The organism is Pseudomonas xanthosomatis (assembly GCF_019139835.1).
In the GTDB taxonomy this organism is placed as follows: domain Bacteria; phylum Pseudomonadota; class Gammaproteobacteria; order Pseudomonadales; family Pseudomonadaceae; genus Aquipseudomonas; species Aquipseudomonas fakonensis.
This window is the reverse complement of record NZ_CP077075.1, coordinates 967,835-989,896: the sequence shown is the minus strand read 5'-3', so window position 1 is coordinate 989,896 and position 22,062 is coordinate 967,835. Positions and strand designations below refer to the sequence as shown.

The window sequence follows — 22,062 nt, the reverse complement described above, 5'->3', positions numbered from 1 at the left end:
AGGCGCCGGCAACCCGAGGCAACGTTCACGCGCCACCAACACCCTGCAAAGGGACAGTCGCCCACCCGCTCCGAGGACCCCATGCCCGACCGTGCCCCGCTGGACCCCGTCACCGCCCGCTGGCTGCCCTGGGTGGTGGCCATCGCCTTCTTCATGCAGTCGCTGGACGGCACCATCCTCAACACCGCGCTGCCGGCCATGGCCCGCTCGCTGGCCGAGGACCCGCTGCGCATGCAGGGGGTGATCATCGCCTACATGCTCACCGTGGCCCTGCTGATCCCGGCCTCGGGCTGGATCGCCGACCGCTTCGGCACCAAGCGCATCTTCTTCGGCGCCATCTTGCTGTTCAGCTTCGGCTCGTTGCTGTGCGCCATGGCCAACAGCCTGGGCTTCCTGATCTTCGCGCGCATCGTCCAGGGCCTGGGCGGCGCACTGATGCTGCCGGTCGGCAGGCTGGTGGTGCTGCGCGCCTACCCGCGCACCGAACTGGTGCGGATCATGAGTTTTATCACCATCCCCGGCCTGCTCGGCCCGCTGCTGGGCCCGACCCTCGGCGGCTGGCTGGTGGAGATACTCAGCTGGCACTGGATCTTTTTGCTCAACCTGCCGGTGGGCGCGCTGGGCTGCTACGCGGTGTGGAAGTTCATCCCCGACCTGCGCGGCAGCGAGCGCACCCGCTTCGATACCCCGGGCTTTTTGCTGTTCGGCGCGGCGATGGTGCTGATCACCATCGCCATGGAGGGCCTGGGCGAGCTGCACCTGCCGCACCTGCGGGTGATGTTGCTGCTGTTCGCCGGCATGGCCTGCCTGGCCGCCTACTGGTTGCGCGCCGGGCGCGACCCGGAGCCTTTGTTCTCACCGTCGCTGTTCCGGGTGCGCACCTTCGCCATCGGCATCCTCGGCAACCTGTTCGCCCGCCTGGGCAGCGGCGCCCTGCCCTTTCTGGTGCCGTTGCTGCTGCAGGTGGCGCTGGGCTACTCGCCGGCCCAGGCCGGCATGAGCATGATCCCGCTGGCGGCAGCGGCGATGGTCGCCAAGTCGGTGGCGCGGCCACTGATCGAGCGCCTGGGTTATCGCATCGTGCTCACCGGCAACACCCTGCTGCTGGGCATATTGCTGGCAAGCCTGGGGCTGGTGACCGAGCAGACGCCCTACACCCTGTTGCTGGTGCAGTTGGCGTTGCTGGGGGCGGTGAACTCGATGCAGTTCACGGCGATGAACACGGTGACCCTGATCGACCTGGACGACGCCAGCGCCAGCAGCGGCAACAGCCTGCTGTCGGTGGTGGCGCAGCTGTCGCTGAGCCTGGGCGTGGCCTGCGCCGGTGCGCTGCTGGGCGGCTTCACCGCCGCCGGCAGCGCCGATGGCGTGGAAACCACCCTGGGGGCGTTCCAGCTGACCTTCGTCACCATCGGCCTGATGGCCATGCTGGCAGCGGCGATCTTCCTGCAACTGTCGCCGACGGACGGAAGGCGCGCCCGTCGTCCGGAACATCACGTCGAGTCGTAGGGCGAATGGCCACGAGGCTGGTAGACTGTGCGGCATTTTTGCATTGCAGCAGGCCCGCCTCGTGACCCTCGAAACCACCGCCTTTGCCACCCTTCCGCTGTCCAACGCCATGCTGGCCAACCTGGACGCGCTGGGCTACGCCTCGATGACGCCGATCCAGGCCCAGAGCCTGCCGGTCATCCTCAAAGGCCAGGACCTGATCGCCCAGGCCAAGACCGGCAGCGGCAAGACCGCCGCCTTCGGCATCGGCCTGCTCAACCCGATCAACCCGCGCTACTTCGGCTGCCAGGCCCTGGTGCTGTGCCCCACCCGCGAGCTGGCCGACCAGGTGGCCAAAGAACTGCGCCGCCTGGCCCGCGCCGAGGACAACATCAAGATCCTCACCCTCTGCGGTGGCGTGTCGCTGGGCCCGCAAATCGCCTCGCTGGAACACGGCGCGCACATCATCGTCGGCACCCCTGGGCGCATCCAGCAGCACCTGGACAAAGGCACCCTGAAACTTGATGGTCTCAACACCCTGGTGCTCGATGAAGCCGACCGCATGCTCGACATGGGCTTCTTCGACGCCATCGCCGCGATCATCGGCAAGACCCCGTCGCGCCGCCAGACCCTGCTGTTCTCGGCCACCTACCCGGCCGGCATCGAGCAGCTGGCCAAGGACTTCATGCGCCAGCCGCAGCAGGTGAAGGTCGAGGCGCTGCACAGCGACAACCAGATCGAACAGCGCTTCATCGAGATCGACCCGCAGCAGCGCCTGGAGGCGGTCACCCGCGTGCTCGGCCACTTCCGCCCGCAGTCCTGCGTGGCGTTCTGCTTCACCAAGCAGCAGTGCGAAGACCTGGTGACCCACCTGACCGCCAAGGGCATTCATGCCCAGGCCCTGCACGGCGACCTGGAGCAACGCGACCGCGACCAGGTGCTGACCATGTTCGCCAACCGCAGCAGCTCGGTGCTGGTGGCCACCGATGTGGCCGCCCGCGGCCTGGACATCGACGGCCTGGACCTGGTGATCAACGTCGAGCTGGCCCGTGACGCCGAGATCCACGTGCACCGCGTTGGCCGCACCGGCCGCGCCGGCGAAAAGGGCACGGCGATCAGCCTGGTGGCCCCGGCCGAGGGCCACCGCGCCCAGGCCATCGAAGACCTGCAAAAGCAACCGCTGCGCTGGGAGCAGCTGGACAGCCTCAAGAGCAAGGGCGGCGAACCGCTGCTGCCACCGATGAGCACCCTGTGCATCGGCGCCGGGCGCAAGGACAAGCTGCGCCCGGGCGACATCCTCGGCGCGCTGACTGGCGATGCCGGGCTGCCGGGCAAGCAGGTGGGCAAGATCGCCATCTTCGACTTCGTCGCCTTCGTGGCGGTGGAGCGCGCGGTGGCCAAGCAGGCCATGCAGCGGCTGAACAGCGGCAAGATCAAGGGCCGAGCCCTGAAAGTTCGCATTATTTGAAGCCACGCAAAGCCCCTGTGGGAGCGGGTTTACCCGCGAATGCGGCAGTGAACCCACCATCGTATTCGCGGCGGTTCGGCGCTCCGATCAACCCGCTCCCACAGGGTTCAGTGTTCATTTTCTAAAGGTTTACACCGTGCACTCCACCGACGTGATCATCCTCGGCGCCGGCGCCGCCGGCCTGATGTGCGCCCAGCTCAGCGCCCGCCGCGGGCGCCGGGTGCTGCTGCTCGACCACGCCAACAAACCGGGCAAGAAGATCCTCATGTCCGGCGGCGGGCGCTGCAACTTCACCAACATGTACACCGAGCCTGCCAACTTCCTCTCGCACAACCCGCACTTCTGCAAGTCGGCGCTGGCCCGCTACACCCAGTGGGACTTCATCGAGCTTGTATGCAAGCACGGCGTGCCGTACCACGAGAAAAAGCTCGGCCAGCTGTTCTGCGACAACAAGGCCAGCGACATCCTCGACATGCTGCTCGCCGAATGCGACCAGGCCGGCGCCGAGCTGCGCATGAACACCAGCATCGAGCAGATCGAAAAGACCGACGCCGGCTACGTGTTGCAAACCAGCGCCGGCGCGTTCGCCTGCCAGTCGCTGGTGATCGCCACCGGCGGCCTGTCGATCCCGACCCTGGGCGCCACCGGCTTTGGCTACCAGGTGGCCCGCCAGTTCGGCCATGAACTGCTGCCGACCCGCGCGGGGCTTGTGCCATTCACCATCACCGAGCCCCAGCTCAAGGCGCTGTGCACCGAGCTGTCCGGCACCTCGCTGGACTGCGTGGCCAGCTGCAACGGGGTGAGTTTTCGCGAGAACCTGCTGTTCACCCACCGCGGCCTCAGCGGCCCGGCGATCCTGCAGATTTCGTCGTTCTGGGAGGCCGGTGACACAGTCGAGATCAACCTTTTGCCCGACCGCGACGCGCTGGAGTGGCTGCAAGGCCAACAGGTCGAGCGCCCCAACACAGAGCTTAAGACCGTGCTGGGCGAGGTGTTCACCCGCAAGCTGGCCAACCTGCTGGCCGAGCAGTGGTTTGTGTCGAAACCGCTCAAGCAGTACACACCGGCAGAGCTTGTGCAGATAGCCGACAAACTGGCGGCCTGGCAGGTGGTGCCGGCCGGCACCGAGGGCTACCGCACCGCCGAGGTCACCCTGGGTGGCGTGGACACCCGCGAAGTGTCGTCCAAGACCATGGAATCGCTGAAAAGCCCAGGGCTGTACTTCATCGGCGAAGTGCTGGATGTGAGCGGCCACCTGGGGGGTTTCAACTTCCAGTGGGCGTGGGCTTCGGCCAACGCCGCAGCGCAGTTCGTGTAGAGTAGAATCCATTCAGCAGCACGGAACGCTTCTTGCTGGTCTGTGCTGGGAAGGTTTGAGCGGGGCCGCTACGGCCCCTTCGCGGGCAAGCCCGCTCCCACAGGATAACGCTGGCCATAGAACGGCGCGGTCCCTGTGGGAGCGGGCTTGCCCGCGAAGGGCTGCGCAGCAGCCCCGGTCAAACCTGCGACCCAAGGTTCTCACTCGAATTCTGCCCAGCAGGCCATCATGTCATCCAGCTCGTTTCGCCATTCATTGCGTCGCCTGTGGGGTCAAGACAAGTTCAGCTATGCCATCCGGGTCACCATCGCCCTGACCGGCAGCATGGCCTGGTGCTGGTACCAGAACGAGATGAGCCTGCTCATCCCGCTGTTCCTGGGCATCATCGCCAGCGCCCTGGCCGAGACCGACGACGGCTGGCAGGGCCGCCTCAGCGCCCTGGCGGTGACCCTGACCTGCTTCGCCATCGCCGCCCTGTCGGTGGAGCTGTTGTTCCCCTACCCCTGGATCTTCGCCGCCTCGATGGCCCTGGCGGCCTTCGGCCTGACCATGCTCGGGGCGCTGGGCGAGCGCTACGGGGCGATCGCCTCGGCCACCTTGATTCTCTCGGTGTACACCATGATCGGCGTCGACCAGCGCGGCGGCGAGGTCACCGACTTCTGGCACGAACCGCTGCTGCTGGTAGCCGGCGCGGCCTGGTACGGGTTGCTCTCGGTGCTGTGGCAGGCGCTGTTCTCCAACCAGCCGGTGCAGCAAAGCCTGGCCAAGCTGTTTTTCGAGCTGGGCAGCTACCTCAAGCTCAAAGCCAGCCTGTTCGAGCCGGTGCGCACCCTGGACGTCGAGGCCACGCGCCTGGAGCTGGCGCGGCAGAACGGCAAGGTGGTGGCGGCGCTCAACGCAGCCAAAGAAATCATCCTGCACCGGGTCGGCAACAGCCAGCCCAACTCCAAGGTCAGCCGCTACCTCAAGCTGTACTTCCTGGCCCAGGACATCCACGAGCGGGTCAGTGCCTCGCACTACCCCTACAACGCCCTGACCGAGGCGTTTTTCCACAGCGACGTGATGTTCCGTTGCCAACGCCTGCTGCGCAAACAGGGCTCGTCGTGCCAGGAGCTGGCGCGCTCGATCCGCCTGCGCCAGCCATTCGTGCTGGCCAGCGGTTACCCCGAGGCGCTGGAAGACCTCAACGCATCGCTCGAGCACCTGCGCGTCCAGAGCAACCCGGCCTGGCGCGGGCTGCTGCGCTCACTGCGGGCCCTGGCGGCCAACCTGTCGACCCTTGACCGCCTGCTCAGCGCCGCCAGCAACCCCGACACCCTGGCCGATGCCAGCGACAGCAGCCTGCTGGACCGCTCGCCACGCAACCTCAAGGATGTGTGGAAGCGCCTGCGCACCCAGCTCACCCCCACCTCGCTGCTGTTCCGCCATGCCCTGCGCCTGTCGCTGGCGCTGTCGGTGGGCTACGGCATGGTGCACCTGATCCACCCGACCCAAGGCTACTGGATCATCCTCACCACGCTGTTCGTCTGCCAGCCCAACTACGGGGCGACCCGGCGCAAGCTGGTGCAGCGGGTATTCGGCACGGCGATCGGCCTGACCGTGGGCTGGGCGCTGTTCGACCTGTTCCCCAACCCGCTGGTGCAGTCGGCGTTTGCGGTGGTGGCCGGGGTGGTGTTCTTCGTCAATCGCACCACCCGCTATACCTTGGCCACGGCGGCGATCACCCTGATGGTGCTGTTCTGCTTCAACCAGATCGGCGATGGCTACGGATTGTTCCTGCCGCGCCTGTTCGACACCCTGGTGGGCAGCCTGATCGCCATCCTGGCGGTATTCCTGTTCCTGCCCGACTGGCAGGGCCGGCGGCTGAACAAGGTGCTGGCCAACACCCTGGCCTGCGCCAGCGAGTACCTGCGCCAGATCATGCAGCAGTACGCCCACGGCAAGCGCGACGACCTGGCCTACCGCCTGGCCCGGCGCAACGCCCACAACGCCGACGCGGCGCTGTCCACCACCCTGGCCAACATGCTCATGGAGCCGGGGCACTTCCGTAAGGAGGCCGACGTGGGCTTTCGCTTCCTGGTGCTGTCGCACACCCTGCTCAGCTACCTGTCGGGGTTGGGCGCGCACCGTGACACCGCGTTGCCGGCCGAGGTGCATGAGCAGTTGATTGATGGCGCCGGGCGTACCCTGGCCAGCAGCCTGGACGAGTTGGCCAATGGTTTGGCGGCGCGGCTGCCGGTGGCGATTCACAGTGATGCCGAGGAAGCGCTGGCCAATGCGCTGGAGCAGATGCCTGAAGAGCTGGACGAGCATCAGCGGCTGGTGCAGACCCAGTTGGCGCTGATTTGCCGGCAACTGGGCCCGCTGCGCACCCTGGCCGGGCATTTGATCAAGGAAGGCCAGCCAAGCTAAACGCGCATTCTGTAGGAGCGGCCTTGTGTCGCGATGGGGCGCGTAGCGGCCCTACGATCTTGGCATCATGCAAAATCCCCGGGCTGCTGCGCAGCCCATCGCGGCACAAGGCCGCTCCTACAGGGATCGCGTCGGATCAGGTCGTCAGAACCCATGCTGGCGTAACAGCCGCTCATAGCTGCCATCAGCCTTCATCGCCACAATGGCCTTCTCGAACCGCGCCACGATCACCCCGTGCTCCGGGTGCTTGAGGCTGACCAGAATGTGCAGGCTGTTCTCCCCCAGCGGCCGTTCGACGAAGGTGATCGAGTCGCGCACCGCCTGGGGCTCACGCTGCAGGTTGTAGCGGGCCACGTACTCGTCCTCCACCGCCAGGTTGACCCTGCCCGCCGCCAGCATGCGCACGGCCGATGAAAAGTTGCGCACCACCACCTTGTTCAGCCGCGGGTCGCTGTCGAATACCGGTGAATAGGCGTAATCGCGCACAACGGCGATGCTGTAGGGGTAAAGGTCGGCCTGGCGCCGGTAGCTGAAGGCCTGGCCCTGGCGCTTGAGCAGGCGGATGCGGTTGGTCAGGTAAGTGCCGGAGAACTGGCCGATACGCTCGCGCTCGGTGTTGTACCAGGCGTTCACCAGCACGTCGTAGCGCCCCTCGCCGATACCCATCAGCGCCCGCGCCCAGGGCACCTCCTCGAACACCGTGGTGAAGCCCGCGCGGTTCAGCGCGGTGGTGACCAGGCTGGTGGCCAGGCCACCGCCGGGCATGCTGCTGTCGGTGAACGGCGGCCAGCTGTCGGCCACCAGGCGCAAACGCTCCTGGCCGAGGGCCGGAAGCGTATACAACACGCCCAGTATTCCAAGAACGCAAAGCAGTGGCCGCATGCTCAAGTCCCTTTGCAGTTGGGGAGCCCACGCTGAAGTCTGGCGATCTTTATCCGTAACGCGCCTTGCAGATTACACAAGCCGCCCGCCGGCCACAGCGGGCAATCATGTCATTTAGCCTCTATTTTGGCCGTATGGATTGACGCTCGTGCTCGGCGGCGGGATTTGCGATCATCCACGGCCCAGCCCACAGGAGCCCGCCATGACCCTCGAATGGATCTGCAAGCACCATACCGACCTCGACAAAGATCAGCTGTACGCCATGCTGCAACTGCGCACCGAGGTGTTCGTGGTCGAGCAACGCTGCGCCTACCAGGAGGTCGACGGGCAGGACCTGGTGGGTGACACCCTGCACCTGATGGGCTGGCAGGACGGCAAGCTGGTGGCCTACCTGCGCCTGCTCGACCCGCAGTCGCAAGGCGGTGATGTGGTGATTGGCCGGGTGGTGACCTCACCTGCGGCGCGTGGCGGTGGCCTGGGCCACACCTTGTTGCTCAAGGGGCTGGAGTGCGCCGCACACTGCTGGGCGGGCACGCCGGTGTACCTGTCGGCGCAGGCGCACTTGCAGGGGTATTACGCCAGGCACGGGTTCGTTGCGGTGGGCGAGGAATATCTGGAAGACGATATTCCGCACATCGGCATGCGCAAGGCCTGAGCAGAGGCGTGTCAGGGATAGCCGAGGACTTCGCGCAACTGGCGCAGGTTGCGGGTGATCCACTGCTTGTCGATCGCCCCCCAGTCGCGAATGCGGTAGCTGCCGGCATGGTTGCGCGCGCCGGCCTGTTGTTCGAACTCGCAAACTATATCCAGGTCGGCCAGGGCGGCGATGGTGTCCTGGGCGGTGCGCCGGGGCATGCCGGTGGCCTCCATCAGCGCCGGCACGCTGGCGGCGGTCTGGCTGTCGATCAGCCAGGCCACATACAGGCGGCGGTAAAAGCTGCTGCGGGTCTTGCTCACTTCCGTGGTCATGGGGTGCTTGTCCCTCAGGTGTTGCCCGGCAGCTCCCGATAGGTCAGGTAGACGCGCAGGTCGAATTCCAGTTGATGGTAGTCCGGCTCCATGTGCTGGCAGAGCTGGTAGAACGCCTTGTTGTGGTCACGCTCGCGCAGGTGTGCAAGTTCATGCACCACGATCATGCGCAAGAACTGCGGCGCCGCCTCCTTGAACAGCGAGGCGATGCGGATTTCCTTCTTGGCCTTGAGCTTGCCGCCCTGCACCCGCGATACCGCAGTGTTCAGCCCCAACGCCCGGTGGGTGAGGTCCAGGCGGTTGTCGAACAGCACCTTGTCCAGCGGCGGGGCGCTGCGCAGGAATGACTGCTTGAGGTCCTGGGCGTATGCATACAGCGCCTTGTCGTTCTGCACCCCGTGGCGCTCGGGGTAGCGCTGTTGCAGGTAGGCGCCCAGGCGGTCGCTGGCGATCATCTGGCGCACCTGTTCCTGAAGGTGTGGCGGGTAGGCTTGCAGGTAACGTAAGGCAGTCATGGCTGGCGCATCGGCACGAGGATGCGCGAGTTTAGCCAATCATGTGCCCCAGGGGAAAACCGCCGGGAAGTCGCCGGCATCGGCCGCGGTCATCGGGCGCGCCACCAGAAAGCCCTGCACGTAGGCGCAACCGGCAGCCTTGAGCCATTCGGCCTGGGCCTGGGTCTCGACACCCTCGGCGATGACAGTGATGTCGTAGGCCGCGCACAGGGCGATGACGCTGCGCACAAGGGCAATGTCGGGCGCCGACTCGGGCAACCGCGCTACCAGGTGGCGGTCGAGCTTGAGGGTGTCGATGGGCAAATCGCGCAGCATGCGCAGCGAGCAGTCGCCGGCGCCAAAGTCGTCCAGCGCCACGCGGATGCCCAGCTCGCGCAGGCGGTTGACCTGCTTCACCGCCGCATCGATGTTGTACATCAGCGAGGTTTCGGCCACTTCCACTTCCAGCTGATGCCCCAGCAGGCCGTATTCATCGATGACCCGCGCCAATTCGTCGGCCAGCCCCGGCATGGCGAACTGCGCGCGGCTCAGGCTGATGCCCAGCACCAGCTCGGGGCCAAAGCGTGCGCCCCAGCCACGGCGCTGGTCGGCGCCCTTGCGGTAGATCCAGCTGGCCAGGCGGTTGATCAGCCGGGCCTCTTCCAGCAATGGGATGAACAGCCCCGGCGGCACGTCGCCGACGCTGGGGTGCTTCCAGCGCAGCAGCGCCTCGAAGCCGCGCAGGCGGCCGTCGGCAAAGGCCACCTGCGGCTGGTAGACCAGGGTGAAGTCGTTCTGCTCGATGGCGGCGCGCACGCTGTCCTCGAGCATCAGGCGCGAGCGGGCGCGGCCGTTGAGTTCCTCGTCATAGAAGCGGTACTGCTGGCGCCCGGCCTGCTTGGCCGCATACATCGCTGCATCCGCTGCGCGCAGCAGGCCTTCGACGTTGGCACCGCAATCAGGGTAGGTGGCAATGCCGATGCTCACCCCCAGGCTGACCTCCAGCCCGTCCACTTCCTTGAAGCCCGACATGCGCTCCAGCAACTGCTCGGCGAAGCGCCCGGCCTGCTCGGGGTACGGCAGGCCGTCGAACAACGCGGTGAACTCGTCGCCGCCCATACGTGCCAGCAGCGCGGCGCTGCCCAGGCAATCCTTGAGCTGCTCGGCAACCCAGCGCAGCACCTGGTCGCCGGCCTCGTGGCCAAGCAGGTCGTTGATGCGCTTGAAGCCGTCCAGGTCCATGTACATCAGGGCCTTGGCCTTGCCCGAACGTTCGTTGCGCAGCAACGCGCTCTCGGCAGTCTGGTAAAAGCCGCGGCGGTTGAGCAGGCCGGTCAGCGGGTCGGTCACCGCCTGGTACTCCAGCTGCTGGTGCAGGCTGCGCACCACCGACATGTCCAGCACCGTCACTACCATGGCCTTCTGCTCGGCCGGCAGCGGCGCACAAGACAGCGCCACCGGCACCAGCTGGCCGTGCTGGGTACGCAGTTGGGCATCGTGCACACGAAAGATCTGCCGCCCCAGGTAGGCCTGGTAGAAGTCCGACTCACGCCACAGGCTGGCGCAGGGCAGTTGGATCAGGTCCAGCACGTGGGCGCCCTGCAGCTCGTCCACCGGGGTTTCCAGCAGCCGCGAGATGGCCGGGTTGGCGAAGCCGATGGTGCCTGACTCGTCCACCACCAGGATGCCTTCGGCGGCGTTCTCCAGAATGGAGGCGTTGAAGGCCCGCGCCGACTCGAGCTCGCGGGTCAGGCGCTGGAGCATGCGCCGGTTGTGCTGCTGTTCCAGCAGCGCCTGTACCTTGGGCTTGAGGATTTGCGGGTCGAAGGGTTTGAACAGGTAGTCCACCGCGCCGCTGGCATAGCCCTTGAGCACGGCGGCTTCGGATTGTTCGTTGGCAGTCAGGAAGATGATCGGGGTCAGCCGCGTGCGCTGGCTGCCGCGCATCAGCCGGGCCACCTCGAAGCCGTCCATCTCGGGCATCTGCACGTCGAGCAGGACCAGATCCACCTCATGCTCCAGCAGGGTGCTCAAGGCTTCCATGCCGGAACTTGCGGTCAGCACCTGCCAATCCTGGCGCGACAGCAAGGCCCGCATGCTGATGAGGTTTTCCGGATAGTCATCTACGACCAGTAGTGTCGAGCGGTTGTCCGACTGTTGTGTGTGAGCGACATCCATGCTGCTTCTCTTGTAGGACCGACTGCTACATCAGATTGGATCCGATAGTTACTCTAGTCAGGGCGCCCGAAGACGCAACAATCAACCGGTGGCTATACGCCATGAACCTGATGTTAGCCGACTAACGGTAAAAGCGCCGTGCAACTTGTCCTGCCCGGTGATCGGGCACAAAAAAACCCGCATCTGTGCGGGTTTTTCGTGCGACTAAGCCTGGGTCAGTTGACCTTGGCAGCCAGTTCGCCTTTCAGGTAGCGCTGGAACATGCCTTCCAGGGAGATCGGCTTGATCTTCGAGGCGTTGCCGGCGGTGCCGAAGGCTTCGTAGCGGGCGATGCACACGTCGCGCATGGCCTTGACGGTTTCACCGAAGAACTTGCGCGGGTCGAACTCGCTCGGGTTCTGCGCCATCAGGCGACGCATGGCACCGGTGGAGGCCAGGCGCAGGTCGGTGTCGATGTTGACCTTGCGCACGCCGTGCTTGATGCCTTCGACGATTTCTTCAACCGGTACGCCGTAGGTTTCTTTGATGTCACCACCGTACTGGTTGATGATCGCCAGCCACTCTTGCGGGACCGAGGAAGAACCGTGCATCACCAGGTGGGTGTTGGGGATGCGCTTGTGGATTTCCTTGATGCGGTCGATCGCCAGCACGTCGCCGGTAGGCGGCTTGGTGAACTTGTAGGCGCCGTGGCTGGTGCCGATGGCGATGGCCAGGGCGTCGACCTGGGTCTTCTTGACGAAGTCGGCGGCCTCTTCCGGGTCGGTCAGCATCTGGCTGTGGTCCAGCACGCCTTCGGCGCCGATGCCGTCTTCTTCGCCGGCCATGCCGGTTTCCAGCGAACCCAGGCAGCCCAGCTCGCCCTCTACCGAAACGCCGCAGGCGTGGGCCATGGCCACGGTCTGCTGGGTCACGCGCACGTTGTACTCGTAGTCGGTCGGGGTCTTGCCGTCTTCGCCCAGCGAGCCGTCCATCATCACCGAGCTGAAGCCCAGCTGGATGGAGCGCTGGCACACGTCAGGGCTGGTGCCGTGGTCCTGGTGCATGCACACCGGGATGTGCGGGAATTCTTCGATGGCGGCCAGGATCAGGTGGCGCAGGAACGGGGCACCGGCGTATTTGCGAGCGCCGGCCGAAGCCTGGACGATCACCGGGGAGTCGGTCTTGTCAGCCGCTTCCATGATGGCGCGCATCTGCTCGAGGTTGTTGACGTTGAAAGCCGGAACGCCGTAACCGAACTCGGCGGCGTGGTCCAGCATCTGGCGCATGCTAATGAGTGCCATTGTGTATCTCTCTCCCGACAAGCGTCGTTTGTTTCATGCAAGCCTGCCGCAGGGGCGGTTGCTGTTCAAGTAGTGTGGGCCACCGTGGCGGCCCGGCCAGTCACGGTGCCTTGCAGCCCCGCCCAATCAGATCGTCGGTCGCCACCCAGTACACCAGGCCTTCTTCGCCCTTGGTGTGGAAGGCCAGCACGCCATCGCTGTACAGCGCGCCCGAGGCGCCCGGCTCGGCCTTGAGCCGGTAGACCTGGTCGCCGCCACCCAGGCGCACGTCGACCGTGTCCTGTTTGGCGTCGGCGAAGCGCCACAGCACCTCGGCCTGGCTGTCGCAGACCCAGCGGGTCCAGTTGTCCGCCGGGGCGGGCTTGGCGGGTTGCAGCAGCGAGCAGCCCGCCAGGGTTGCCAGGGCCATCAGGGCCAGTAGTGCTTTCATCCGTTAAACCTCGTGTTGGGCCCGCTGCGCGGCCCTTCGCGGGTAAAACCGTTCCCACAGCGATCACATACGCCTGTGGGAGCGGGTTTACCCGCGAAGGGCTGCGCAGCAGCCCCTGAATCCAAGACCACAAAACCCACGCTTGGTTGCCCTGGGCCCGATCAAGGGCAGCCGGGGGCCTTGCGCTGGTGTTCGTCGTCGTACTTTTCCAGGCCGTCCGGGCCCAGGCGCTTGTTGATCACCGGGGCCGTCTCGGCCTGCCACTGCGATTGGTAGCAACCGCCCCTGGGCGGCTGCGACGGTTCGCCATCGGCGCCCTTGTTGCTTGCGCAGGCGCCCAGCAACAAGGCCACGATCATCACAGGCAATTGCTTGACCATCAGGTCGCTCCCTTTGCCAGGCGCTGCCCTTGTCAGGCTTTTGCCCGCTCTTCCAGGATCGCCACGGCCGGCAGCACCTTGCCTTCGACGAACTCGAGGAAGGCACCGCCACCGGTAGAAATGTAGGAGATATCCTTGCTCACCCCATACTTGTCGATGGCCGCCAGGGTGTCGCCACCGCCGGCGATGGAGAACGCCGCGCTGTCGGCGATGGCCTTGGCCAGCACCTTGGTGCCGTTGCCGAACTGGTCGAACTCGAACACGCCGACCGGGCCGTTCCACAGGATGGTCTTCGACGACTTCAGCAGCTCGGCGAAGTTGGCGGCGGTTTGCGGGCCGATGTCCAGGATCATGTCATCAGCCGCCACGTCGGCGATGGCCTTGACGGTGGCTTCGGCGCTTTCGGCGAATTCCTTGGCAACAACGACGTCCACCGGCAGCGGCACGCTGACCTTGGCGGCGATGGCCTTGGCGGTCTCGACCAGGTCAGGCTCGTACAGCGACTTGCCCACCGGGTGGCCGGCAGCGGCGAGGAAGGTGTTGGCGATGCCGCCACCGACGATCAGCTGGTCGCACACCGAGCTCAGGCTGTTCAGTACGTCCAGCTTGGTCGATACCTTGGAGCCGGCGACGATGGCGGCCATCGGCTTGGCCGGGGCCTTCAGGGCCTTGCCCAGGGCGTCCAGCTCGGCAGCCAGCAGCGGGCCTGCAGCGGCGACTTTGGCGAACTTGGCCACGCCATGGGTGGAACCCTCGGCGCGGTGGGCGGTGCCGAAGGCGTCCATCACGAACACGTCGCACAGGGCCGCGTACTGCTGCGCCAGCTCGTCGCTGTTCTTCTTCTCGCCCTTGTTGAAGCGCACGTTCTCGAACAGCACCAGGTCACCGGCCTTGACCTCGACGCCGCCCAGGTAGTCGGCCACCAGCGGTACGTCGCGGCCCAGGGCTTTGCTCAGGTAGTCGGCGACCGGCTTGAGGCTGTTCTCGGCAGAGAATTCGCCTTCGGTCGGGCGGCCCAGGTGCGAGCAGACCATTACCGCCGCGCCCTTTTCCAGGGCCAGCTTGATGGTCGGCAGCGCTGCCAGGATACGCGCATCGCTGGTTACCACAGCGTCCTTCACAGGTACGTTGAGGTCTTCGCGGATCAGTACGCGCTTACCTTGCAGGTCGAGGTCGGTCATCTTCAACACGGTCATGAATGCAGTCCTTCAGGGCTGTTTGCTGCGGGTAGGGTTTACGACGTGCAGGTAATGCTGGGCAACGTCGAGCATACGGTTGGCAAACCCCCATTCGTTGTCGAACCAGGCCAGCAGGTTCACAAGGCGGGGGCCGCAGACGCGGGTCTGGCTGGCATCGACGATGGCCGAATGCGGGTCATGGTTGAAATCACAGCTGGCGTGGGGCAGCTCGGTGTAGGCCAGCAAGCCTTTGAGCGGGCCATCCAGCGCGGCCTCGCGCAGTACCTGGTTGACCTCGGCGGCACTGGTGTCGCGGGCGGTCTGCAGGGTGATATCCAGGCACGAGACGTTGACGGTCGGCACGCGTACGGCTTTGGCCTGGATTCTTCCGGCAAGTTCCGGGAGCAGGCGCTCGATACCGCGGGCAAGGCCGGTGGACACCGGAATCACCGACTGGAACGCCGAACGGGTGCGGCGCAGGTCTTCGTGGTGATAGGCATCGATCACCGGCTGGTCGTTCATCGCCGAGTGGATGGTGGTGATCTGCACGTACTCGATGCCGAACGCCTGGTCCAGCACCCGCAGCAGCGGCACGCCGCAGTTGGTGGTGCAGGAGGCGTTGGACACCAGGCGCTCCTCGCCACTCAGGCAAGCCTGGTTGATGCCGTAGACCACGGTGGCATCAACGTCGGCCTCGCTGGCCATGGGCTGGGAGAACAGCACCCGCGGCGCGCCGGCATCAAGAAAGCGCTGGCCTTCGGCGCGGGTGTTGTAGGCGCCGGAGCACTCCAGCACCAGGTCGATGTCCAGGGCTGCCCAGTCGACGCCCTCGGGGGTGGCGCTGCGCAGCACTTTCACGCAGTCGCCATTGATATGCAGACAATCGCCGTCGACCTTCACCTCGCCGGGGAAACGCCCGTGGGTGGAGTCGAAGCGTGTCAGGTATTCGATGCTGGCCTGGTCGGCCAGGTCGTTCAGCGCGACGATCTCGAAACCGGCCTTCGCCCCCCGCTCGAACAGTGCGCGCAGGACACAGCGGCCGATGCGGCCGTAACCGTTGAGTGCAACTTTGTAGGGACGCGGGTGGGGCATTCGAGGGCTCGCTAGCGCAATGGGGGCCGCTTTGCGCCCCATCGCGGGCAAGCCCGCTCCTACAGGGATCGCATGACCCGGTAGGAGCGGGCTTGCCCGCGATGAGGCCATCAAGGCCGCATAGGTCTATCAGTCTTCCAGCAGCTCTTCAGCGGTACCCAGGATGTTGTCCAGGGTGAAGCCGAATTCCTCGAACAGCGCAGGGGCCGGGGCCGACTCGCCGTAGGTGGTCATGCCGATGACGCGGCCTTCGAGGCCGACGTACTTGTACCAGAAGTCGGCATGGGCAGCTTCGATGGCGATGCGCGCACCGACTTGCAGCGGCAGTACCGACTGCTTGTACGCAGCGTCCTGGGCGTCGAACACGCTGGTGCTGGGCATCGACACTACGCGGACCTTGCGGCCCTGCTCGCTCAGCTTGTCGAACGCCTGCACCGCCAGGCCCACTTCGGAGCCGGTGGCGATCAGGATCAGCTCAGGCTCGCCGGCGCAGTCCTTGAGCACGTAACCGCCACGGGCGATATCGGCGATCTGCTGGGCGTCGCGGTCCTGGTGCTGCAGGTTCTGGCGCGAGAAGATCAGCGCCGATGGGCCGTCCTTGCGCTCCAGGGCGTGCTTCCAGGACACGGCGGATTCCACCGCGTCGGCCGGGCGCCAGGTGTCCAGGTTCGGGGTGCTGCGCAGGCTGGTCAGCTGCTCGATCGGCTGGTGGGTCGGGCCGTCTTCGCCAAGGCCGATGGAGTCGTGGGTGTAGACGTGGATCACGCGCTGCTTCATCAGGGCCGACATGCGCACGGCGTTGCGCGCGTATTCCATGAACATCAGGAAGGTCGCGCCGTACGGCACCAGGCCGCCGTGCAGGGCGACGCCGTTCATGATCGCGGTCATGCCGAACTCGCGCACGCCGTAGAACACGTAGTTGCCGCTGGCGTCATCGGCTTCGACGCCCTTGCAACCTTTCCACAGGGTCAGGTTGGAACCGGCCAGGTCCGCGGAGCCGCCGAGGAACTCGGGCAGCAGCGGGCCGAAGGCGTTCAGGGTGTTCTGGCTGGCCTTGCGGCTGGCGATGGTTTCGCCCTTGGCGGCCACTTCGTTGATGTACTGCTGGGCCTTCTCGCTGAAGTCGGCTGGCAGGTCACCGGCGGCGCGGCGCTTGAATTCGGCAGCCAGCTCCGGGTAGGCCTTGGCGTAGGCGTCGAAGCGCTGGTTCCACTCGGCTTCGGCCTTGGCACCGGCGGCCTTGGCGTCCCACTCGGCGTAGATGTCGGCGGGGACTTCGAACGGGCCGTGGTTCCAGTTCAGCTCTTTGCGGGCCAGGGCGATTTCGTCGTTGCCCAGCGGTGCGCCGTGGCAGTCTTCTTTACCCTGCTTGTTCGGCGAACCGAAGCCGATGATGGTCTTGCAGCAGATCAGGGTCGGGCGGTCGCTTTTGCGCGCGGTCTCGATGGCGGTCTTGATCTCGTCGGCATCGTGGCCGTTGACGTTGCGGATCACCAGCCAGTTGTAGGCCTCGAAACGCGCCGGGGTATTGTCGGTGAACCAGCCGTGCACTTCACCGTCGATGGAGATGCCGTTGTCGTCGTAGAAGGCGACCAGCTTGTTCAGGCCAAGGGTGCCGGCCAGCGAGGCGACTTCGTGGGAAATGCCTTCCATCATGCAGCCATCGCCCAGGAACACGTAGGTGTTGTGGTCGACGATGTTGTGGCCGTCACGGTTGAACTGGGCTGCCAGGACCTTTTCTGCCAGGGCAAAGCCCACGGCGTTGGCGATACCCTGGCCGAGCGGGCCGGTAGTGGTCTCGACGCCTGGGGTGTAGCCGTATTCCGGGTGGCCCGGGGTGCGGCTGTGCAGCTGGCGGAAGCCCTTGAGGTCATCGATGGTGACGTCGTAGCCGGTCAGGTGCAGCAGCGAGTAGATCAGCATCGAGCCGTGGCCGTTGGACAGCACGAAGCGGTCACGGTCAGCGAAGCTCGGGTTGCTCGGGTTGTGCTTCAGGTAGTCGCGCCAAAGCACTTCGGCGATATCCGCCATGCCCATGGGGGCACCTGGGTGGCCGCTGTTGGCCTTTTGCACGGCATCCATGCTGAGGGCACGAATGGCGTTGGCACGTTCACGACGGCTGGGCATCGCTGATCTCCTGGGGCTTGAATAGGTGGTGAAACGAAAAAAGGCGGCCATTTTCGCCCACTGCGGGGGCCGGGGGCAATGACGGATGGTCGCAGTCGGGCATTTTTCCTGTGTTTTACCGGCAAAAAAGGAGAAAACGTGGGAGCGGGCTTGCCCCGCGATGACGCTATCGCGGGGCAAACCCGCTCCCACGGAGCTCTCCCTGAACGCCACTCCAGCCCGCCGATCAGCCAATATCAAAACTTTTTGATATTGGCCTTGCAGGGGCAACATCACCTGACTAGACTGCCGCGTCATGAACCTGCGTGCGCAATCGATTCCCCAGCAAAGCGACGCACTGGCCGCCCTGTGCAAGGCCAGTGGCGACGAGTTGCGCCTGAACGTCTTGCGCGCTCTGGCCAACGACTCGTTCGGCGTACTGGAGCTGGCGCAGATCTTCGACATCGGCCAATCCGGCATGAGCCACCACCTGAAGGTGCTGGCCCAGGCCGAGCTTGTGGCCACCCGTCGCGAAGGCAACGCGATATTCTACCGCCGCGCCCTGCCGGACAGCCAACGCCTGGGCGGGCGCCTGCATTCGGCGCTGCTCGAAGAAGTCGACGAACTGGCCCTGGCGCAAGACGTGCTGGCGCGCATCGCCCAGGTACAACAGCGCCGCGCGGCCACCAGCCAGGACTTCTTCCTGCGCGTGGAAGAAAAATTCCGCGCCCAGCAGGACCTGATCGCCGGCCTGCCGCAGTACCGCGAAAGCCTGCTGGCGCTGCTCGACAAGCTCAGCTTCGGGCCCGAAGCCTGTGCGCTGGAAGTCGGCCCGGGCGATGGCGGTTTTCTGCCGGACCTTGCCCGGCGCTTTGCCCAGGTCACGGCCATGGACAACAGCCCGACAATGCTCGAGCTGGCCCGCCAGGTGTGCGAGCGGGAAAATTTGCATAACGTAAACCTGCAGTTGGCCGATGCACTGGGTGCAACGGGTGCAAACGCCGACTGCGTGGTGCTGAACATGGTCCTGCACCATTTCAGCGACCCGGCCCTGGCCCTGCGCCAGCTGGCCACCCGGGTGAAGGCGGGCGGCAGCCTGCTGGTCACCGAACTGTGCAGCCATGACCAGGGGTGGGCCCGCGAAGCGTGCGGCGACCTGTGGCTTGGTTTCGAACAGGAAGACCTGGCCCGTTGGGCCACAGCGGCGGGGCTGTCCCCGCAAGACAGCCTCTACGTGGGCTTGCGTAACGGTTTCCAGATTCAGGTTCGCCATTTCCTGCGGGCCACTGGCGACACACAACATCGGTAAATTCAGGAACCCCTCGAGATGAGCGAATACTCCCTTTTCACCTCCGAGTCCGTGTCCGAAGGGCATCCGGACAAGATCGCCGACCAGATTTCCGACGCGGTACTGGACGCGATCATCGCCCAGGACAAATACGCCCGCGTGGCCTGTGAAACCCTGGTCAAGACCGGTGTCGCCATCATCGCCGGCGAAGTCACCACCTCGGCCTGGGTCGACCTGGAAGACCTGGTGCGCAAAGTCATCATCGACATCGGCTACAACAGCTCCGACGTCGGCTTCGACGGCGCCACTTGCGCGGTGATGAACATCATCGGCAAGCAGTCGGTGGACATCGCCCAGGGCGTCGACCGCTCCAAGCCGGAAGACCAGGGCGCGGGTGACCAGGGCCTGATGTTCGGCTACGCCAGCAACGAAACCGAAGTGCTGATGCCAGCGCCGATCTGCTTCTCGCACCGTCTGGTCGAGCGCCAGGCCGAAGCGCGCAAGTCCGGCCTGCTGCCGTGGCTGCGCCCGGATGCCAAGTCGCAAGTCACCTGCCGCTACGAAAACGGCAAGGTGGTGGGCATCGACGCCGTGGTGCTGTCGACCCAGCACAACCCTGAGGTCTCGCAAAAAGACCTGCAGGAAGCGGTGATGGAGCTGATCGTCAAGCACACCCTGCCAGCCGAACTGCTGCACAAGGGTACCCAGTACCACATCAACCCGACCGGCAACTTCATCATCGGTGGCCCGGTGGGCGACTGCGGCCTGACCGGCCGCAAGATCATCGTCGACTCCTACGGCGGCATGGCGCGCCACGGTGGCGGCGCGTTCTCCGGCAAGGACCCGTCCAAGGTCGACCGTTCGGCAGCCTACGCCGGCCGTTACGTGGCCAAGAACATCGTTGCCGCAGGCCTTGCCGAGCGTTGCGAGATCCAGGTGTCCTACGCCATCGGCGTGGCCCAGCCGACCTCCATCTCGATCAACACCTTCGGCACCGGCAAGGTTTCCGACGACAAGATCATCCAGCTGGTGCGCGAGTGCTTCGACCTGCGTCCGTACGCCATCACCACCATGCTCGACCTGCTGCACCCGATGTACCAGGAAACCGCAGCCTACGGCCACTTCGGCCGCGAGCCGCAGCAGAAGACCGTGGGTGACGACACCTTCACCACCTTCACCTGGGAGCGCACCGACCGCGCCGCCGCCCTGCGCGACGCCGCCGGCCTGTAAGCGTCCTACAGCAGTACAGGAAAGCCCCTGCCGAGTAATCGGCAGGGGCTTTTTTCATGAAATATCGCCTGACAATGCGCCTGCCACGCCATCGATCATCCCTGCCTAGGCTGAGCATTCCCCATCGCCCCGCAAGGATGCCCGGCCATGCCGTACTGGTTAGTGCTACTGCTGTTCACCCCCCTGGCTCATGCCGAAGCCTGCCCCGACTGGCCCGCCCAGCGTGCCGCCGACGAAGTCGCGCAATTGCGCCAGGCCCTCGCCCGCTGGGACGACCACTATCACCGCCAGGGCATCGCGCTGGTCGCTGACGAGCTCTATGACCAGAGCCGCCAGCGCCTGCAGCACCTGCAGGGCTGCTTCGAGCTGCCAGGCCAGGACAACCCGCTGGCCAGCGCAGGCGGCACCATTGCTCACCCGGTCGCGCATACCGGGGTTGCCAAGCTTGCCGATGAAAGCGCCGTGGGCCAGTGGCTCAAGGGCAAACACGGGGTGTGGATACAGCCCAAGGTGGATGGTGTGGCGGTATCGCTGGTGTACCGCAACGGCCGCCTGCAGCAACTGCTCAGCCGCGGCGATGGCACCCTGGGCCATGACTGGAGCCGGCACATCCCGCTGCTGCAACGTATACCGCAACAGTTGCCGCAGGCCCTGGATGCGGTGTTCCAGGGCGAGCTTTACTGGCGCCTGGAAGACCATGTGCAGGCCACCGACGGCAGCCGCAACGCCCGCAGCATCGTTGCCGGGTTGATGGCACGCAAGCAGTTGAGCCCGGCCGAGGCTGCGGGCATCGGCCTGCTGGTCTGGGACTGGCCTGCCGGGCCGGCAACGCAACACGAGCGCCTGGCCGGGCTCGAGGAACTGGGCTTCCCCGACAGCCGTCGCTTCAGCGAGGCCATCGACTCGCTCGAGCAGGCCGTGCAATGGCGCGAGCACTGGTACCGCACGCCGCTGCCCTTCGCCACCGACGGGGTGATTCTGCGCCAGGGCAACCGCCCGCCGGCCGCACGCTGGCGGGCCCAGCCACCCTATTGGATCGCCGCCTGGAAGCACCCGTTCAGCCAGGCCCTGGCCGAGGTGCGCGAGGTGAGCTTTCGCATCGGGCGCACCGGGCGCATCACGCCACTGCTGCATCTGCAGCCTGTGCAGCTCGATGACCGGCGCATCAGCCAGGTCAGCCTGGGGTCGCTGGCCCGCTGGCAGGCGCTGGACGTGCGCCCCGGGGGCCAGGTGGCAGTGAGCCTGGCCGGCCTGACCATCCCCCGCCTGGAAAGCGTGGTACACCGCAGCCCGCACCGCACGGCAGTGGCGGCGCCGCAAGCCGACGATTATCACGCCCTCAGTTGCTGGCAGGCCAGCGAAGGTTGCCAGGAGCAATTCCTCGCAAGGTTGGCCTGGCTAGGGGGCAAACAAGGCCTGGGTATGCCAGGCCTCGGGCCCGGGACCTGGCGCAGCCTGGTGCAAAGCGGCCTGGTCAGCAGCCTGGATGACTGGCTGGGGCTGACCCACGAGCACCTGCACGAGGTCCCGGGCATCGGCCAGGCCCGCGCCGAAAAACTGCTGCACAGCTTCGCCCAAAGCCGCCAGCAACCCTTCGCCCGCTGGCTGCGCGCATTGGGTGTACCGGCGCCCAGCGGCCTTGCCCTGGACTCTGACTGGGGCAGCCTGGCTTCGCGAAACATCGAGCAATGGATTGCCGAGCCCGACATCGGCCCCACCCGGGCCGGCCAATTGGTGGCCTTTTTCAACCACGAGCAGGTCCAGGCCCTGGCCTTGCGCCTGCGCAACCAGCAAATCGAGGGTTTCTAATTTGCGCAGATCAGGGCAGCATTTCGTTTTCTGCTGACCTGCCCCGAAATGGAGCCCCCG

Annotated in this window: 18 protein-coding genes; 8 read left to right on the top strand and 10 right to left on the bottom strand. The window is 65.7% G+C overall.

Going from position 1 to position 22,062, the window contains the following annotated elements; genetic code table 11:
* The first annotated feature begins 81 nt into the window (after nt 1–81).
* The 4 genes from mdtD to yccS all read left to right on the top strand — a co-directional run bounded on the left by mdtD (nt 82) and on the right by yccS (nt 6,686).
* A complete protein-coding gene (mdtD, locus tag KSS93_RS04350) occupies nt 82–1,509 on the top strand; it encodes a multidrug transporter subunit MdtD (RefSeq protein ID WP_217887296.1) in 1,428 nt (475 codons plus the stop codon).
* Nucleotides 1,510–1,618: 109 nt separating this feature from the next.
* Nucleotides 1,619–2,956, top strand: a complete 1,338-nt coding sequence (dbpA, locus tag KSS93_RS04345) for an ATP-dependent RNA helicase DbpA (protein ID WP_263975049.1) — start codon at nt 1,619–1,621, stop codon at nt 2,954–2,956.
* A gap of 136 nt (nt 2,957–3,092) precedes the next feature.
* Nucleotides 3,093–4,274 carry a BaiN/RdsA family NAD(P)/FAD-dependent oxidoreductase gene (locus tag KSS93_RS04340; protein ID WP_217887294.1) on the top strand — a complete coding sequence of 394 codons (1,182 nt, stop codon included), beginning with the start codon at nt 3,093–3,095 and terminating at the stop codon, nt 4,272–4,274.
* A 228-nt stretch (nt 4,275–4,502) separates the two neighbouring features.
* Nucleotides 4,503–6,686, top strand: coding sequence for a YccS family putative transporter (gene yccS, locus KSS93_RS04335; protein ID WP_217887293.1), 2,184 nt, complete (start codon nt 4,503–4,505; stop codon nt 6,684–6,686).
* A 144-nt stretch (nt 6,687–6,830) separates the two neighbouring features.
* Here yccS and KSS93_RS04330 read toward each other — a convergent pair whose 3' ends face one another.
* Entirely contained in the window at nt 6,831–7,568 is a 738-nt protein-coding gene (locus KSS93_RS04330; RefSeq protein ID WP_217887292.1) for a substrate-binding periplasmic protein, read from the bottom strand.
* A 202-nt stretch (nt 7,569–7,770) separates the two neighbouring features.
* Here KSS93_RS04330 and KSS93_RS04325 point away from each other — a divergent pair, with 202 nt between their 5' ends.
* The gene (locus tag KSS93_RS04325) at nt 7,771–8,223 is read left to right on the top strand and encodes a GNAT family N-acetyltransferase (protein ID WP_217887291.1); all 453 of its coding nucleotides are present in this window, start codon (nt 7,771–7,773) and stop codon (nt 8,221–8,223) included.
* Between the two features lie 11 nt (nt 8,224–8,234).
* Here the strand turns inward: KSS93_RS04325 and KSS93_RS04320 are convergent, their stop codons facing one another.
* The 9 genes from KSS93_RS04320 to tkt all read right to left on the bottom strand — a co-directional run bounded on the left by KSS93_RS04320 (nt 8,235) and on the right by tkt (nt 17,696).
* Nucleotides 8,235–8,537 carry a winged helix-turn-helix domain-containing protein gene (locus KSS93_RS04320; protein ID WP_217840625.1) on the bottom strand — a complete coding sequence of 101 codons (303 nt, stop codon included), beginning with the start codon at nt 8,535–8,537 and terminating at the stop codon, nt 8,235–8,237.
* Nucleotides 8,538–8,551: 14 nt separating this feature from the next.
* On the bottom strand, nt 8,552–9,052 hold the full coding sequence (locus KSS93_RS04315) for a M48 metallopeptidase family protein (RefSeq protein ID WP_217840626.1): 501 nt from the start codon (nt 9,050–9,052) through the stop codon (nt 8,552–8,554).
* A 39-nt stretch (nt 9,053–9,091) separates the two neighbouring features.
* A complete protein-coding gene (locus tag KSS93_RS04310) occupies nt 9,092–11,209 on the bottom strand; it encodes a putative bifunctional diguanylate cyclase/phosphodiesterase (protein WP_217887290.1) in 2,118 nt (705 codons plus the stop codon).
* Nucleotides 11,210–11,424: 215 nt separating this feature from the next.
* A complete protein-coding gene (gene fba / locus KSS93_RS04305) occupies nt 11,425–12,489 on the bottom strand; it encodes a class II fructose-bisphosphate aldolase (protein WP_008093958.1) in 1,065 nt (354 codons plus the stop codon).
* Between the two features lie 100 nt (nt 12,490–12,589).
* Nucleotides 12,590–12,919 carry an MliC family protein gene (locus KSS93_RS04300; RefSeq protein WP_217840637.1) on the bottom strand — a complete coding sequence of 110 codons (330 nt, stop codon included), beginning with the start codon at nt 12,917–12,919 and terminating at the stop codon, nt 12,590–12,592.
* A gap of 161 nt (nt 12,920–13,080) precedes the next feature.
* Nucleotides 13,081–13,299 carry a hypothetical protein gene (locus KSS93_RS04295; RefSeq protein ID WP_217887289.1) on the bottom strand — a complete coding sequence of 73 codons (219 nt, stop codon included), beginning with the start codon at nt 13,297–13,299 and terminating at the stop codon, nt 13,081–13,083.
* Nucleotides 13,300–13,331: 32 nt separating this feature from the next.
* Nucleotides 13,332–14,495, bottom strand: a complete 1,164-nt coding sequence (locus KSS93_RS04290; protein WP_217840639.1) for a phosphoglycerate kinase — start codon at nt 14,493–14,495, stop codon at nt 13,332–13,334.
* Nucleotides 14,496–14,507: 12 nt separating this feature from the next.
* Nucleotides 14,508–15,569, bottom strand: coding sequence for an erythrose-4-phosphate dehydrogenase (epd, locus tag KSS93_RS04285; RefSeq protein WP_217887288.1), 1,062 nt, complete (start codon nt 15,567–15,569; stop codon nt 14,508–14,510).
* Between the two features lie 129 nt (nt 15,570–15,698).
* Nucleotides 15,699–17,696, bottom strand: a complete 1,998-nt coding sequence (gene tkt, locus KSS93_RS04280; RefSeq protein WP_217887287.1) for a transketolase — start codon at nt 17,694–17,696, stop codon at nt 15,699–15,701.
* A gap of 295 nt (nt 17,697–17,991) precedes the next feature.
* Here tkt and KSS93_RS04275 point away from each other — a divergent pair, with 295 nt between their 5' ends.
* From KSS93_RS04275 to ligB, 3 genes are all read left to right on the top strand, one after another.
* Nucleotides 17,992–18,984, top strand: coding sequence for an ArsR/SmtB family transcription factor (locus KSS93_RS04275; protein WP_217887286.1), 993 nt, complete (start codon nt 17,992–17,994; stop codon nt 18,982–18,984).
* An 18-nt stretch (nt 18,985–19,002) separates the two neighbouring features.
* Nucleotides 19,003–20,193, top strand: a complete 1,191-nt coding sequence (metK, locus tag KSS93_RS04270) for a methionine adenosyltransferase (RefSeq protein WP_217887285.1) — start codon at nt 19,003–19,005, stop codon at nt 20,191–20,193.
* Nucleotides 20,194–20,340: 147 nt separating this feature from the next.
* A complete protein-coding gene (gene ligB / locus KSS93_RS04265; RefSeq protein ID WP_217887284.1) occupies nt 20,341–22,002 on the top strand; it encodes an NAD-dependent DNA ligase LigB in 1,662 nt (553 codons plus the stop codon).
* Nucleotides 22,003–22,062 lie beyond the last annotated feature (60 nt).

Bases quoted from the DNA above. Each gene is read 5' to 3' on its own strand.
- mdtD (WP_217887296.1), top strand. From the start codon at position 82: ATGCCCGACCGTGCCCCGCTGGACCCCGTCACCGCCCGCTGGCTGCCC.
- dbpA (WP_263975049.1), top strand. From the start codon at position 1,619: ATGCTGGCCAACCTGGACGCGCTGGGCTACGCCTCGATGACGCCGATC.
- yccS (WP_217887293.1), top strand. From the start codon at position 4,503: ATGTCATCCAGCTCGTTTCGCCATTCATTGCGTCGCCTGTGGGGTCAA.
- KSS93_RS04330 (WP_217887292.1), bottom strand. From the start codon at position 7,568: ATGCGGCCACTGCTTTGCGTTCTTGGAATACTGGGCGTGTTGTATACG.
- KSS93_RS04325 (WP_217887291.1), top strand. From the start codon at position 7,771: ATGACCCTCGAATGGATCTGCAAGCACCATACCGACCTCGACAAAGAT.
- KSS93_RS04320 (WP_217840625.1), bottom strand. From the start codon at position 8,537: ATGACCACGGAAGTGAGCAAGACCCGCAGCAGCTTTTACCGCCGCCTG.
- KSS93_RS04315 (WP_217840626.1), bottom strand. From the start codon at position 9,052: ATGACTGCCTTACGTTACCTGCAAGCCTACCCGCCACACCTTCAGGAA.
- KSS93_RS04310 (WP_217887290.1), bottom strand. From the start codon at position 11,209: ATGGATGTCGCTCACACACAACAGTCGGACAACCGCTCGACACTACTG.
- fba (WP_008093958.1), bottom strand. From the start codon at position 12,489: ATGGCACTCATTAGCATGCGCCAGATGCTGGACCACGCCGCCGAGTTC.
- KSS93_RS04300 (WP_217840637.1), bottom strand. From the start codon at position 12,919: ATGAAAGCACTACTGGCCCTGATGGCCCTGGCAACCCTGGCGGGCTGC.
- KSS93_RS04295 (WP_217887289.1), bottom strand. From the start codon at position 13,299: ATGGTCAAGCAATTGCCTGTGATGATCGTGGCCTTGTTGCTGGGCGCC.
- KSS93_RS04290 (WP_217840639.1), bottom strand. From the start codon at position 14,495: ATGACCGTGTTGAAGATGACCGACCTCGACCTGCAAGGTAAGCGCGTA.
- epd (WP_217887288.1), bottom strand. From the start codon at position 15,569: ATGCCCCACCCGCGTCCCTACAAAGTTGCACTCAACGGTTACGGCCGC.
- tkt (WP_217887287.1), bottom strand. From the start codon at position 17,696: ATGCCCAGCCGTCGTGAACGTGCCAACGCCATTCGTGCCCTCAGCATG.
- KSS93_RS04275 (WP_217887286.1), top strand. From the start codon at position 17,992: ATGAACCTGCGTGCGCAATCGATTCCCCAGCAAAGCGACGCACTGGCC.
- metK (WP_217887285.1), top strand. From the start codon at position 19,003: ATGAGCGAATACTCCCTTTTCACCTCCGAGTCCGTGTCCGAAGGGCAT.
- ligB (WP_217887284.1), top strand. From the start codon at position 20,341: ATGCCGTACTGGTTAGTGCTACTGCTGTTCACCCCCCTGGCTCATGCC.